This is a genomic window from Apibacter muscae (genome assembly GCF_007845635.1).
Taxonomy (GTDB): Bacteria; Bacteroidota; Bacteroidia; order Flavobacteriales; family Weeksellaceae; genus Apibacter; species Apibacter muscae.
Genome location: NZ_SELG01000033.1, coordinates 118626 through 133032 on the forward strand (window position 1 = coordinate 118626; position 14407 = coordinate 133032).

The 14407-nt window shown below is 29.6% G+C and carries 14 protein-coding genes; 7 read left to right on the forward strand and 7 right to left on the reverse strand.

The window, feature by feature from the left end; translation table 11 throughout:
• Positions 1-104 precede the first annotated feature (104 nt).
• The gene (gene dnaK, locus ETU08_RS07045) at positions 105-2018 is read left to right on the forward strand and encodes a molecular chaperone DnaK (protein ID WP_146262325.1); all 1914 of its coding nucleotides are present in this window, start codon (positions 105-107) and stop codon (positions 2016-2018) included.
• Positions 2019-2113: 95 nt separating this feature from the next.
• Here dnaK and ETU08_RS07050 read toward each other — a convergent pair whose 3' ends face one another.
• Positions 2114-2299, reverse strand: coding sequence for a SymE family type I addiction module toxin (locus ETU08_RS07050; protein WP_146262326.1), 186 nt, complete (start codon positions 2297-2299; stop codon positions 2114-2116).
• Between the two features lie 204 nt (positions 2300-2503).
• On the opposite strand from ETU08_RS07050, the gene ETU08_RS07055 reads away from it, so the two are divergent.
• The 6 genes from ETU08_RS07055 to ETU08_RS07080 all read left to right on the forward strand — a co-directional run bounded on the left by ETU08_RS07055 (position 2504) and on the right by ETU08_RS07080 (position 7907).
• On the forward strand, positions 2504-2902 hold the full coding sequence (locus ETU08_RS07055; RefSeq protein ID WP_146262327.1) for a helix-turn-helix domain-containing protein: 399 nt from the start codon (positions 2504-2506) through the stop codon (positions 2900-2902).
• A gap of 42 nt (positions 2903-2944) precedes the next feature.
• Positions 2945-4627, forward strand: a complete 1683-nt coding sequence (locus ETU08_RS07060; RefSeq protein WP_146262328.1) for an ATP-dependent nuclease — start codon at positions 2945-2947, stop codon at positions 4625-4627.
• Positions 4628-4718: 91 nt separating this feature from the next.
• Positions 4719-4976 (forward strand): hypothetical protein, encoded by a 258-nt coding sequence (locus ETU08_RS07065; protein ID WP_221410544.1) that lies wholly within the window; start codon positions 4719-4721, stop codon positions 4974-4976.
• 64 nt (positions 4977-5040) lie between these two features.
• Entirely contained in the window at positions 5041-5763 is a 723-nt protein-coding gene (locus ETU08_RS07070) for a P-loop NTPase family protein (protein ID WP_260391072.1), read from the forward strand.
• An 862-nt stretch (positions 5764-6625) separates the two neighbouring features.
• Positions 6626-7195 carry an outer membrane beta-barrel protein gene (locus tag ETU08_RS07075; protein WP_146262330.1) on the forward strand — a complete coding sequence of 190 codons (570 nt, stop codon included), beginning with the start codon at positions 6626-6628 and terminating at the stop codon, positions 7193-7195.
• A 61-nt stretch (positions 7196-7256) separates the two neighbouring features.
• Positions 7257-7907, forward strand: a complete 651-nt coding sequence (locus ETU08_RS07080; protein ID WP_146262331.1) for an outer membrane beta-barrel protein — start codon at positions 7257-7259, stop codon at positions 7905-7907.
• Between the two features lie 377 nt (positions 7908-8284).
• Here the strand turns inward: ETU08_RS07080 and ETU08_RS07085 are convergent, their stop codons facing one another.
• The 6 genes from ETU08_RS07085 to rbfA form a co-directional block, all read right to left on the reverse strand.
• Positions 8285-8854, reverse strand: a complete 570-nt coding sequence (locus ETU08_RS07085; RefSeq protein ID WP_146262332.1) for a hypothetical protein — start codon at positions 8852-8854, stop codon at positions 8285-8287.
• A 33-nt stretch (positions 8855-8887) separates the two neighbouring features.
• Positions 8888-11314, reverse strand: coding sequence for a TonB-dependent receptor (locus ETU08_RS07090; protein ID WP_146262333.1), 2427 nt, complete (start codon positions 11312-11314; stop codon positions 8888-8890).
• 176 nt (positions 11315-11490) lie between these two features.
• Entirely contained in the window at positions 11491-11820 is a 330-nt protein-coding gene (locus ETU08_RS07095) for a hypothetical protein (protein WP_146262334.1), read from the reverse strand.
• Between the two features lie 62 nt (positions 11821-11882).
• Positions 11883-12770 carry a UTP--glucose-1-phosphate uridylyltransferase GalU gene (galU, locus tag ETU08_RS07100; protein WP_146262335.1) on the reverse strand — a complete coding sequence of 296 codons (888 nt, stop codon included), beginning with the start codon at positions 12768-12770 and terminating at the stop codon, positions 11883-11885.
• A gap of 37 nt (positions 12771-12807) precedes the next feature.
• Positions 12808-13995, reverse strand: coding sequence for an ABC transporter permease (locus ETU08_RS07105; RefSeq protein WP_146262336.1), 1188 nt, complete (start codon positions 13993-13995; stop codon positions 12808-12810).
• Positions 13992-14357 carry a 30S ribosome-binding factor RbfA gene (gene rbfA, locus ETU08_RS07110; RefSeq protein WP_146262337.1) on the reverse strand — a complete coding sequence of 122 codons (366 nt, stop codon included), beginning with the start codon at positions 14355-14357 and terminating at the stop codon, positions 13992-13994. The genes ETU08_RS07105 and rbfA overlap by 4 nt, the downstream gene beginning before the upstream one ends.
• Positions 14358-14407 lie beyond the last annotated feature (50 nt).

Genomic DNA, 14407 nt, shown 5'->3' on the forward strand with positions numbered 1-14407 from the left:
ATTATGACAATAACCAATCATTTTATTACATGGCATAATCATTGAAAAAAAATATTTAGTTAAAATTATTAATTAAACAATAGAAAATATAAAAAAATTTAGATATGAGTAAGATTATAGGCATAGATTTAGGGACAACCAATTCATGTGTGGCTGTAATGGAAGGAAGCGACCCAACAGTAATTACCAATGCTGAAGGTAAAAGAACTACTCCTTCTGTGGTAGCTTTTATGGAAGATGGAGAAATTAAAGTTGGGGATCCTGCAAAAAGACAAGCAGTTACCAACCCTCACAATACCATATATTCTATTAAAAGATTTATGGGTACTAAATTTTCATCCGATGAAAATGAGGTTTCACGTGTACCTTACAAAGTGGTTAAAGGGGATGGGGATACCCCAAGAGTAGATATTAATGGTAGACTTTACACTCCACAAGAAATTTCTGCAATGATTCTTCAAAAAATGAAAAAAACAGCTGAAGATTTTCTTGGAGAAACTGTAGATAGAGCTGTAATTACAGTACCTGCCTACTTTAACGATGCTCAAAGACAGGCAACTAAAGAAGCTGGAGAAATTGCTGGTTTAAAAGTAGAAAGAATTATAAATGAACCTACCGCTGCGGCTTTGGCTTATGGCTTAGATAAATCTCACAAAGACCAAAAAGTTGCAGTTTACGATTTAGGGGGTGGAACTTTTGATATTTCTATCTTAGATTTAGGAGATGGGGTATTTGAAGTACTTTCTACCAACGGAGACACCCACTTAGGAGGAGATGATTTTGACGATGTAATCATTAACTGGTTAGCCGATGAATTTAAATCTGCAGAAGGGGTAGATTTAAAAGCTGATCCTATTGCACTTCAAAGATTGAAAGAAGCTGCTGAAAAAGCTAAAATTGAATTGTCTTCTTCTACACAAACCGAAGTTAATTTACCATACATTACGGCTACTGCTTCAGGACCTAAACACTTAGTAAAAACTTTGAGTAGAGCTAAATTTGAGCAATTAGCTGCGGATTTAGTTAAAAGATCTATGGAGCCTTGTAAAAAAGCCTTGGAAGATGCTGGATTAAAAACTTCTGATATTGATGAAGTATTATTAGTAGGAGGTTCTACACGTATTCCAGTAATTCAAGAAGAAGTAGAAAAATTCTTTGGCAAAAAACCATCGAAAGGGGTGAACCCAGACGAGGTGGTTGCAGTAGGTGCAGCTATACAAGGAGGGGTATTAACCGGTGATGTAAAAGATGTATTGTTATTAGATGTTACTCCACTTTCTTTAGGTATTGAAACTTACGGAGGGGTGTTTACGAAATTGATCGAAGCAAATACTACTATACCTACTAAAAAATCAGAAACATTCTCCACAGCGGCAGATAACCAACCTGCGGTAACCATAAGAGTAGGACAAGGAGAAAGACCTATGTTTAACGATAATAAAGAGATTGGTAAATTTGATTTGGTAGATATTCCACCTGCTCCTAGAGGGGTTCCACAAATTGAAGTAACTTTTGATATCGATGCCAATGGTATACTAAGTGTTTCTGCAAAAGACAAAGGTACAGGTAAAGAGCAATCTATTAAAATACAAGCTTCTTCTGGTTTAAGCGAAGCAGAAATTGAAAAAATGAAGAAAGAAGCAGAAGCCAATGCAGAAGCAGACAAAAAACGTAAAGAAGAGGTTGAAAAAGTAAATGCTGCAGATTCTTTAATCTTCCAAACTGAAAAACAATTGAAAGAGTTTGGTGAAAAATTACCGGCAGACAAAAAACAACCGATAGAAGATGCCTTAGCGGAACTAAAAAAAGCACATGAAGCGAAAGACGTACCAGCTATTGAAACTTCTATGGAGAAATTAAATACTGCTTGGACAGCCGCTTCTGAAGATTTATACAAAGCTGGACAAAATGCAGACGCAGGCGCCGGTGCACAACAAGGAGGGGCTAACCCAAATGCAGGAGCCAACCAACAAGGAAATGACAATGTAGAAGATGTTGACTTTGAAGAAGTAAAATAATAATATTTGTAAAGAAAATATTTACAACAAAAAAGATCGCAGTAATTGCATTACTGCGATTTTCTTGTTTATTACACTCTCCCCTATTATTTATATTATCCCCTAAACAGTATTACAAGTTTTTGTTTATTCACCACAACCAGTATAGGTTCCCCCACATGAAAACCGGCTTGCTCCAGCCATTTCCCACGCAACCGTATATAAGGAACTTTACAATCTTTTTTATATTTCCCGGGAGAATAGTGGGTATAAATTTTTAATCTTCGTGTATATTTTTTCATTCATTTATAAATTTTGTATGATGACTGATACAAAAGAACAATACTTGGGGAAATTATTCTTTAAATACTACTTATAGTTTATTATATACAAGAATAATATATCAACCCACTTCCATAATATATTATTAGCTAAAGAAATTAAATATCACATGGATTTATTTTGCTAATTTTGTAAATACAGTAAATAATATACACAATAAACGGATGGAAGCAACTACTATAAAAGGAACCAACCACGGACCAAACCTAAGACGCTGGAGAGAGTGGAGAAATATTAACCAAGAGGTTTTAGCAGAAAAAATTGGAGTTTCGCAGGCTACCCTCTCGGGCTATGAAAAGAAAGACAAACTAGAACAGGAGGTTTTGGAAAAACTAGCCAAAGCTTTGGAGATTCCGGTGGAAGCCATTACGGAGATAGGGGAAAGCACTTCTATAAATATAGTTGCTAATACATTTACTGATTTTAAAGATAATGCTGTTGCTAATCAAAATTATCCAACCTTTAATACAGTAGATAAAATAGTAGAACTTTACGAAAAACTATTGGAAACCGAAAAGGAAAAAGTTAGACTTTTGGAAGAGGTTTTGAAAGGGAGAGGGTAGAAAGAAAAAACACTTATTTTTTATTAGAATTTAGAGAAATTTATGGATTCATTTACACCCTATTTTTTTATTGATAATATTCAATTCAACGATAGCACAAATATAGATCTTAACTATAATGATATAATAGTTTTTGTAGGTGCCAATAATTCTGGTAAAAGCGCTTCACTAAAAGAAATGTATAGTAAGCTGGAGAATATAAAAAATCCAACTAAAATTATTAAGGAAGTAAGAGTAAAGAAAAATAGACCTGATGATGAAATTAAAAAATATATAACTGAAAATTCTATAATAGAAAAAAGTAGCTTTAATAATTATAAAGGTTACGGATATAGTTTTAATGAACATTCATTAGACTTTGCTTTACGCTCATCTGATGAGTTAAATTTTTTAAGGAGTGTATTTGCTAATTTTATTGGTACTGAGGATAGATTGGTAGCATCTAATCCTCCAGATAATATAGATTTTATTAAAAACCCATATACGCATCCTATACATTTTTTATATAGAGATGATACTATTGAAGCTGAATTTTCAGATTATTTTAAATCCGCATTTAATAAAGAACTGATAGTTCACAGAGTTGCGGGTAACATCATTCCTTTGTATATTGGAGAAAAACCTATTTTAAACCAAGGAGAAGATAGAGTGTCAACGTCCTATATAGAAAAATTAGAGAAGTTGGATTTATTACATGAACAAGGAGATGGTATGAGAAGTTTTGTTGGAGTTCTTTTACACTCTTTTATAGCAACACAGAATATTTTGTTTATAGATGAACCAGAAGCTTTTTTACATCCTCCTCAGGCAAAATTATTGGGGAAAATGTTATCTAATAATTTGCCTTCACATAAACAATTATTCTTATCTACCCATAGTGAAGATTTTTTACAAGGATTATTAGATTCTGGTCATGAGAGATTAAAAATTATACGAATAAACAGAGTACAAAATATTAATTATATAAATCATTTAGAGAATTCCAACATAAAAGAAATTTGGAGTGATTCGATATTGAGACATTCTAATATATTAAGTGGATTATTTCACAAAAAAGTAGTTATTTGCGAAAGTGATTCTGATTGTAGATTTTATTCTGCAATTCTAAGTTCAATTACTGATAATGAAAGTATTCCAAGTCCAGATTTATTATTTATTCATTGTGGTGGAAAACATAGGATTCCGGTTGTTGTAAAATCACTGCAACAATTGAATGTTCCTACTGTAGTAATTTCAGATTTTGATGTTTTAAACAATGAGACCCCTTTAAAAGATATATTTTTAAGTTTAGGAGGAAATTGGGAGGCTATTAAGAATGATTGGAAGATTGTTAAGGATAAAATTGATGAAAAAAGACCAGAATTGTTAACAGAAGATGTTAAAAAAGAAATTATATCTCAATTAGATTTGGCTACAGATAGAATTTTTCCTAAGGAAATTTCTAATAATATACAAAGTATATTAAAAAAGGCATCTCCATGGTCTGAAGCAAAAAATAATGGAATTTCTTATATACCTAATGGAGACCCAACAACATTTTATAATAAAATTAAAGAAAAGTTTGAAGAAAAAGGATTATTTATTGTTGAGGTTGGAGAATTAGAGAATTTTGATAAATCAATTGGAAATCATGGCCCTAAGTGGGTAAATGAAGTTTTAAAAAAAGACTTGTACAATGATTCTAATTTGCAAAAAGCCAGAGATTTTGTAAAAAAAATAATATGAATTATTGATAATACATAACTAAGTTAAAATAATTCTGTGAAGAACGGCAATACTAAAATATCCATTCGTTTTTTTAATGAACTTGAAGTTTATGCTGTTTGGGACGAAGAGAATAACAAATGGTGAATTTCTGTTTTTAGATATTATAGCTGTTCTTAATGAACAAGACGACTACAATAAGGTTCGGAACTACTGGAAATATCTAAAATCTAAACTTAAGAAAGAAAAGAATGAGTTGGTTCGTGTCACTACCCAGTTGAAATTAAGAAGTCTTGATGGAAAAATACGTTTAACAGATACTCTTGATAGCAATGGTGTTTTTTATCTAGCTAAAAATATAACTTACTGATTGACATACACATCCATTAAATAAAAGAGCTACTTCAATCAATGACATAAAACTGGTAGGTTCAATTAAATTCTACTATAATCGCTTCAAAAATAATTTTTCAGATTTCTTTAATCAAAAGTCGAACGAACTCCGTGAGTTTAATTTGCTATCTGATAGGGATAATAACTACCTTCCCGATGTCAATTTTGATGAGCATCTTAATGAAATAAAGAAGATTCTTGATTTGATTCTTGAAGGAAAAGTTACCTATCGAAAATATAAGGAAGCCAAAGACAGTGTAAAGGCTTTATTTAAAGACGAGTTTTTTGATTATTGGGAATTGAGTATTGGAAACGATGAAATAGCGAATATGTCTCCCGGCAAAGCTAACCTTGCCCTTTTAAAGCTTCTTATAGAACTTAGTGAGTCTAATTGCCCTATTTTAATTGATCAGCCAGAAGACAACCTTGACAATAGGTCCATCTACACAGATTTAGTTCAATTTATTAGAAAAAGAAAAGAAAATAGACAAATAATCATTGTAACGCACAATCCAAATATTGTAGTTGGAGCAGATAGTGAAAATGTTATTATTGCTAATCAAAATGGACAAGATAAAAATCGGGAAAACAAATCTTTTCGTTTTGAATATGTGAATGGGGCTTTAGAGAATACCTATGCAAATAAAAATGAAAATGTAGAATCAGGGGTTTTATTTAGCATGGGAATAAGAGAGAACGTTACTGAAATTTTGGAAGGCGGTCGTGAAGCCTTTAAAAAGCGAGAAGAAAAGTATGGGTTTTAAATATATGTATTATTAAATGTATGATTTGCCTAAATTTATTATATCTGAATATAAAGAACTGAAAAATCTTAAGATGACTTAAAATTATATGTATTCAATCATCCTTCTTTGACAAGGATAAGTACAAGAATTTTATTTTTAATTATAAAATACTAGTTCAATAATTCTTTTAAGCAAGCATTTAATGAAATCTTGCAATAGGTTTTGCACATTATATATATCAAATTAATGCCAAGAATACAGACAATATTACATACACGACAAAATTGCACCTATAGTTTTATATAGATTTGGCATACGATATTAATTAGTTAGAAATGTTTTTTACAATTAGCTTAATAAAACAATAAAAAATATATTAGATATTAAAAATTATTATGATCGCAAAATCATTTTAATGTGATTGTTTAGTGTTTTTAATCCACTTAAACAAAAATCTATTACAATAATTTTTATTTATTATAAAATTAAATATCAAAAAACTTACACATAAATAACTATATATCAGTTAATTAATTACAATTGAAAACTTAATTTTATATTATTAAAGAAAGTTTTTTATAAAAAAAATACTATTTATGTGATATGAAAATTATATAGTTATTCTATTTTTTTATATTTGCAAAGAATTTTAGTTAAAAAACTAAATCTTATTAGTGATACTTTTGTTAAAGATATTAGTTTAATTACATCTAAATTTTCTCTATAAATTTAGTTTATTAACAAAATTTTAACTTTGGCATGGTATTTTATAATATTAGACTTAGGTAAAATTCTAGCTACTTAAATTTATATGGTGGTTTTAGAATTAGATTTTAAATAAATTTTTGAATTTAAATTATTTTATAAAAAAAGGAAAATTATGAAAAAGTTAGTGTTGTTTGCAGCAGTAGTTTTTGGATTGTCAACTATGAACGCACAAAAAGGAAGTATTTTATTAGGAGGTAATATAGGTTATTCTCATAATGAAACTAAATTTGGAGATTCTAAAACTCAGCTAGATTCTTACAATTGGAATCCATATTTAGGGGTTCAGATTGCTGATAACTGGACAATTGCCGCTGATGTAAAATTTGCCAAAGAAGATGTTGATCATGATACATCCAATAAAAATACTAGAATTGGAGGTTTCATCCGTTATACTCAACCTTTAAGTGAAACATTCTCTGTTTATGCAAATGTTGGTGCTGGATGGCAAGAGCTAAAAACTACAGTTAGTGGAACAGATGCTGGTAAAGCAGATGGTTACTACATTGGATTTACTCCTGCATTATTTATCAACTTTAAAAACAATTTTGGTTTAAACTTTAACATTGGTGGTATAGAATACAGCCATTTAAAACAAAATAAGAGCGATCTTAAATCAAGTAAATTTGATTTAACTTTTGGTAATGCATTTAACATCGGTATTTCTAAAAACTTTTCTCTATAATTATTTGTAGAAAATAACAGTTTTTAAGAAATCAATTACTCAAAATTTAATAAAATTCAACATGAAAAAAATAATATTAGTAGCCTTTACTATTGTTAGCGTGTTGTCTGTTCATGCCCAAAAAGGGTCTATCATGTTAGGAACAGATTTAGGCTACAGCAGAGTGGATGGCTTTGATGATGTAAGTACAAATACATTTAGTTTTAGCCCAGCAATAGCTTACGAAGTAGCTAATAACTTTTATTTAGGTATCAAATCTGATTTATCATACAGTGAATCTTCTGAAAAATTTTATGATATCAATGGAGATTTAGCTTTTAAAGATAAATTAAATAATTATACAACTAAAATTGGTGGTTTTATTCGTTACTACCATCCATTTAGTGAAACTTTTGGTATTTATGGAGACTTAGGTGCTGGATACATTCAAGGTAGACAAAACTCTACGGTAAGAGATTATAGCACTGCTAGTACTTATTCCGACGATTTAGGTAGACAAAGACAATATGGTTACTATATCGATTTCACCCCAGCTTTATTTATAAACTTTAAAAATAATTTTGGTCTTAACGTTTCTTTTGGTGGAGTTGAATGGAGCGATACAAAAACTAATGTCGCTGCAGACTATAAAAATTACACCACAAGCAAAGACTTTGATTTTACCTTTGGTAAAGCTATCAAAGTTGGTGTTATGAAAAAATTTAGTTTTTAATTTGAATTAATAGCTATACTTTTTATAAAAAAAGCCTTTGAATTTTTTCAAAGGCTTTTTTATTTCTTCTATTTAACCATTTATGCATGTAGACGTACTTTATCCATGAGGTTTATAAATTATAATTACTAATTAAAATCATCTGATTTCTCTATAATATTAAACAAGATAGGTCAATAATTAAGAATTATCATTTTTTTAATATATCCTTTAATACTTCCAATAAATTTGAAGTTTAATTAAGATTTATTCTTATATTCATTATAATATCATAGATCATAGAGTTTATGATGGATTTGATACATTTACTATCTTCTTATAGAAATATAAAAGCCCTTGACTAATCAAGGGCTTTTATATCATTAATAATCTATAAATTAGTTCAGTTGATAGTGCGCTTCCAAATCAATATTCCCTCCAAGTTCTTGTAATGAAACGGCGTCTTGTTTTTTATTTGCAGGCTGGTGAAGTAAATATAAATAAACCGGTAAATTATTTGCTTCATCTGTAACAGTCCATACAGTATTATAACCAAGTTTATTGCCTGCAGTATCTACATAATCATTGTTTGTATAGGCAATGGTTAATCCTTTACCGTTCAATATTTGGTAAAATATAAAATGGTCATCTGCGTCGTGTTTAAAAATTTCTTCTGTAATTTCTTGATATTGATTATTTTCATGGGCGAATAAATGAGCTTCAACATTGTAAGTACCAACAGGTAAATTTATTTTAGCTAATGGATACTCTGTAGAGCCTTCAGGCACTTCATAAGGAATCTCAATAATTTCTGTTGGTTTGTCGATGTTGGTAAAATGCAATACTATTTTACTAACTTCTTCATGTTGGTGTTCTGGTTGAACAACATGATCATCATCGGAAGAACAAGAGGTTACAAACCCTAAAAGGGACAAAAAAATTGAATAAATAGTAATTTTAAAAGTCATATTTCTCATATTATTTAAATTATTTAAAGTGTTTTAAAAATTATATTGCATTTGAAGTATAATATTTCTGCCTGTCTCGTCTGAATAATATCTCAATCGATTCATATAATTTCGATAAGACGTATCAAAAATATTTCTTATGATTAAAGACAATTGTATCTGATTTTTATCCGTTACGTTAAATGCTAAACCTGTAGTAAAATCAAATAACTGATAGGCTGAAGGTGGAGAACTCAAATCTAAAAGAGTAGGAATAATTTGTCCATTTTCTACAATGTCAACATTAAAATTATAATCAGGGTAATGGTTTTGTTTAAATACCGATATAGAGCTTAGCTTAACAAAAAAATTATTCCAATTGTTATTTATATACTCAATTGAATTTACCCATTTGGTCGGTGGCATATTAATTAAAGCTATATGGTTTTGGGTATCTTGTCCCCTTAAATACGAGAAGTTTGAAGAAAGATTCCAATTGTTCGTAAACCTATAATCCGCTGTAATATCCATTCCATATATTTCCGCATTGGTTTGAATATATTTCCAAACAGGAAAAGCTCCTCTAATGGTGTATTCAGCACCAACGGGTATTTCATTAATAAAATCTTTAATGGTATTATAATGCAATACCAATTCTAAATCTAATTTGGAGTTTAATAATTTTGATTTAAATGAGGCAATCCATTTGCTTGATTTTTCATTCCCCAACTCTAAGTCACCCAATTCAATCGCGGCGGCTGAATGATGCAATCCATCGCTAAATAATTCGGATGGATTGGGAGCTCTACTACTTAAAGAATAATTAAAGGTGAATTGATTGGCATGGTTAATTTTATAATTAAAACCTAAAGTTGCGGAATAACCATTAAAATTGAATTTCGGATTAACTAAATAACTTAGACCTACATCGTCTTTAATTAATGATGAGTATTTATTGTCATATCCTAAAGCTCGCCATCTAGCTTTTTTATAAAATTTTAATGCATTTATTTTTTGATAATCATATCTAACCCCGCCTTCTAGAGTTAATTTATTGGTCAACTCATAGGATTCTAGCCAGTAAATTCCAAAACTATTTTTTTTATAATAAGGAATTAAAGGATCAACTCCTGTTCCAGCCTGAGGTTTGTTTTCTTGAAAGATATAAGAAATCCCCATTTTTCCTTTTAAGTTCCCCCAATAGTTATGATCAAAGTCAAAATTTACATTTTGTGTTGATAGTTCTAAATCTAAAGATGGTTTTTCTTTAAATTCACTTCTTCTAATATCAAATTCTTGTCTTTTATTATATTGAAAGGCATAAGCTAAATTAAAGACACCTAAGGTTGATCGATAAAACGTATTTATCTTAGCTAAATTATGTTCTATTTTTTGCTTAGGTGCAGAAATTTTCCTAGTATATTTTTCAATAATTGAAGGCTCTCTACTGTTTATGGCATTCACTAAATTCGTTAAATTACCTATATGCGCAGATTTTAAAATCCCTGATTCAAGTCCATAATAACTATAAAAAGCTTCAATCCCATATTTTTGTTTATTATATCCCAATTGAAAAGAAAAGTCATTTTCTTTAACTCCGGTGTTGGATAAATTATAATGGGGGGCAGAGAGATCTCCCAAGTTTTTATACGTTCCTTGTAATCTCATTGACAAGCCATTGCCCCACCCCTTCTCAATGTTTGCAGAAATGTTTCCACCTCTTCCGTTAGATATATAAGATCCTAACAAATTCCCCAATAAAGTGTCTTGAGCAGTTAATTTTTTAGGTTCAATTAATACCAGTCCTCCAACTGCATCTCCGGAATATTGCAACGCTCCGGCTCCTTTTATAATTGAAATAGAATTTGCTACATTTAAATCTATATCCGGAGCATGTTCAATTCCCCATTGTTGATCTTCTTGTTTGATTCCATTATTCATTACAGGAACTCTACTGCTGTGCATTCCATGAATTACAGGCTTTACTACATTGTTTCCTGTGCTCAGTGTATTTACTCCTGCAATAGTAGATAAAAGGGTTCCTAAATTGGTATCCGAATACGCATTTATCTTATCTTTTGATAATTTATTTTCAACGGAAGTTTGTGTATTTTTTAATTGCTTTTTGCCTATAACAATTACATCACTTAATTCTGAAAGTTTTAATAAATCTAAATCTAGAAAGATATTATCACTTATATTTAATTCTACTTCTTTAGAATTATAGTTATTCGATGATACCAAAATCCTATAGTTTCCTGCACACACAGAATCTAGTAGAAAGTTCCCTAAACTATCTGAGATCACTTCAGGATAATTATTAGCATTCTCTGATTTAAGTAATATTGTTGCATTTTTTATCGATTGATTTGTTTGTCCATCTATAACTTTACCTTTAAAGATATAATTGCACAAGTTGGTTTGGGATGAAATATTTATAAGTATAAAAAATGTAAAAAATATCCCTAAAATTTTTTTCATAAAAAATTGTTTATCATAATAATTTCATTGTAAACATTTCAATTTTTAAAATAAAATATTGAATAAATAATCATAAAAAAATTTACAAACTAGATCCCCTAGTAAATAAGGGAAAGTTGTAATTTATTATAAGATTATTAAGTTTTAAATATTTTAATCACTGAAAATAACACGAATTATGATAAACTTGGCGGTGGCCTATTGTAGAGTTGAGTAGTAAGATATTTATTGTGAAGTGAAATTATTAAACCCATTGATTCTTCATGTTTTAATACTAATGGGTTTACTTTTATTCGAAAATTTTCAAATTCAAAATTTTGGCAAACTTCTGTTTTTCCATAATGGAAAATAGAATTACAAAGATCACAACTTTTTTTATGTGAAGAATTTTCAACGTGATCTTTATGTATATGCAAGTATTCTTGAAGATTTACGACTTTAAAAAGAAGTAAAACTACAAATAGTAATAGTGTTATTTTTATTTTATATAATTGAAATACTTTCATTTACAACGCTCAAATTTAGAAAATATTTCTTACAATAAAAATATAATTTACGTACGTTGATTTTATTTTTTACTTTTTTGTAATTCTTGTGCTAATTCAAGAATATAATTATGTAAATTCTCTTTAACGTCTGGGTGTACTAAACCGTATTGGATACTTGTTTTAATAAATCCAAATTTATCTCCCACGTCGTAACGAGTTCCACAAAATTCTCTGGCAAAAACCCTTTGTACTTTGTTTAGATTATCTATTGCATCGGTCAATTGTATTTCTCCACCTGCACCCGGAGCTTGATTCTCTAGAATTTCAAATATCTGAGGGGTTAATAAATATCTTCCTATAATAGCTAAATTACTAGGAGCATCCTTTGGATTGGGTTTTTCAACAAAATTTAAAACATTATATAATCCTTTTTCAATCATTCTTTCTGGAGCAATAATTCCATATTTAGAAGTTTCTTCTTCAGGAACTTTCATTACTGCAATGGTTGATGCATACGTTTTCTCATAATCCATGATTAATTGCCTAGTGAGGGGAATTGAATCTTCCATAAGGTCATCTCCAAGCATTACTACAAAAGGTTCATTTCCTACAAAGGCTTTTGCCTGAAGTACTGCATGTCCTAAACCTCTAGGGTGTGACTGACGTATAAAATGCAAATTAATATCTGTAGTTTCTTCAACTAATTTTAATAATTCATTTTTGCCTTTCTCTCTAAGATTTATCTCTAATTCCGGATTAGAATCAAAGTGGTCTTCAATAGGTCTTTTTCCTTTCCCTGTTACTATAAGTATATCTTCAATTCCTGAATTAATAGCTTCTTCAACTATAAATTGAATCGTAGGTTTATCAACAATTGGAAGCATTTCTTTTGCCATGGCTTTTGTAGCCGGTAAAAATCGTGTTCCTAGTCCTGCTGCCGGTATAACTGCTTTTCTAACTTTTTTCATTCTTTTGAGCAATTTATTTTATAAGAATTATTAAGATTTAATTAAAATTTAATCGTCTGGAAGATAAATACGATACCAAAGTACTTATAACTATGGTCGTACCTAAAACAACAACATAATTATAAAATTCAAAATGTATAGGAAAAGGCATATAGGCATTTGCCATTACTAAATGAAAATGTGATTGAACCCACGTTAAAAGAGTTCCTAATATAATTCCAATCAGAACCCCAAAAACGGCTATGATTAATCCTGTTACAAAAAACATATTTTTAAGTTTTTGTATAGTATAACCCATGGATATTAAAGATCTTGATTGATTTTTTTTATCTAATATGATAATAATAATTGCTCCTGCTAAATTGAAGGATGCAATTATTATAACTAATATAAAAATAAGATAAATGAATAATTGTTCAATCTTCATCATTTTAAGAAAGGAAGCATCTTGTTCTTGCCTATTTAATATAATATAGTCTGATCCTAAATCTTTTTTTAGTTGTTCTTGAAGCAAATTAATATCTTTATCTTGAGCTTTTATTTCAATTGAAAAAGCACTATTATTAGATAGATTAAGTAATTTTTGAGAAACTTGTAACGGTACGAAAATATAGTTTTCATATTGATCGTTTAAGGCGAAAACACCTGTCATGTGAACCTGAGTAGTTTCAAAAGCTTCATCAGTATTCTTTAATAGTCCCTTTCCAGGTTTAGGCATATATAAAGAAGCCGTTTCCTGATCATTGATTGGCAAACCTAAGCGATAAGCCAATGCATTGCCAAATGCAGCTTCATTGTCAGAGGCTGAACTTGGAAATTTTCCCGCCTGAAAACAAGTATCTAATTTTATGACGTTTAGGAAATTCTCATCTACTCCTTTTAAATAAGCAATCTCATCTTTATTGTTATAATGTACATAAACTTTTTCCTCAATTACTTTTGTAAAAGATTTTACTTTAGGATTGGTTGATAAAATCTTATTTAGTTTCTCAATATTATTTAAGGTTTTTCCTGAGGCAGGTGAAATTTTAAGACTGGGATTTACATCACTGAAAAATTTTATATTAAAATGTTCTAATCCACTAAAAACTGAAAGTATTACAAACATTGCACAGGTAGCAATAGCAATAGCAATCAAAGATGTATACATTATAATGCTAACTGCTTGTGTACTTTTTTTAGAAATAAAATACCTAAAGGCTATATGAAGGGATAAGTTTTTCACTTATTAAGAATATTGTTTTCGTCTCCATCTTTTAAGGCTTTATTAATTTTCTCAACATCATCCAGAGTAGTATCTAGACGAAAAATTAGTTCGGGTATACGTCTTAATTGTTTCGCTAATTTTAGTCCTAAAATTTTTCTTATTTGAGATTTTACAATTCCTATTTCTTTAATTAGGTCAGATCTTTTTTCAGGGGGGAAAATACTTAAATAAACTTTGGCGGTAGATAAATCCACCGATATTTTAACTTCTGTAACTGATATCAGTAAATTCTTTCCTATATCGGCAGATTGCTGTCTAAAAATTTCTGCTAATTCCTCTTGCAACAGTTGATTAACCTTTCTTTGTCTATTTGAATCCATATATTATACAAAAGTATGAATTTTTTAATATTTATAACTTGTCGTATATT

Excerpts from the sequence above, each read along its gene's own strand:
- dnaK (WP_146262325.1), top strand. The coding sequence starts at position 105 with ATGAGTAAGATTATAGGCATAGATTTAGGGACAACCAATTCATGTGTG.
- ETU08_RS07050 (WP_146262326.1), bottom strand. The coding sequence starts at position 2,299 with ATGAAAAAATATACACGAAGATTAAAAATTTATACCCACTATTCTCCC.
- ETU08_RS07055 (WP_146262327.1), top strand. The coding sequence starts at position 2,504 with ATGGAAGCAACTACTATAAAAGGAACCAACCACGGACCAAACCTAAGA.
- ETU08_RS07060 (WP_146262328.1), top strand. The coding sequence starts at position 2,945 with ATGGATTCATTTACACCCTATTTTTTTATTGATAATATTCAATTCAAC.
- ETU08_RS07065 (WP_221410544.1), top strand. The coding sequence starts at position 4,719 with ATGCTGTTTGGGACGAAGAGAATAACAAATGGTGAATTTCTGTTTTTA.
- ETU08_RS07075 (WP_146262330.1), top strand. The coding sequence starts at position 6,626 with ATGAAAAAGTTAGTGTTGTTTGCAGCAGTAGTTTTTGGATTGTCAACT.
- ETU08_RS07080 (WP_146262331.1), top strand. The coding sequence starts at position 7,257 with ATGAAAAAAATAATATTAGTAGCCTTTACTATTGTTAGCGTGTTGTCT.
- ETU08_RS07085 (WP_146262332.1), bottom strand. The coding sequence starts at position 8,854 with ATGACTTTTAAAATTACTATTTATTCAATTTTTTTGTCCCTTTTAGGG.
- ETU08_RS07090 (WP_146262333.1), bottom strand. The coding sequence starts at position 11,314 with ATGAAAAAAATTTTAGGGATATTTTTTACATTTTTTATACTTATAAAT.
- ETU08_RS07095 (WP_146262334.1), bottom strand. The coding sequence starts at position 11,820 with ATGAAAGTATTTCAATTATATAAAATAAAAATAACACTATTACTATTT.
- galU (WP_146262335.1), bottom strand. The coding sequence starts at position 12,770 with ATGAAAAAAGTTAGAAAAGCAGTTATACCGGCAGCAGGACTAGGAACA.
- rbfA (WP_146262337.1), bottom strand. The coding sequence starts at position 14,357 with ATGGATTCAAATAGACAAAGAAAGGTTAATCAACTGTTGCAAGAGGAA.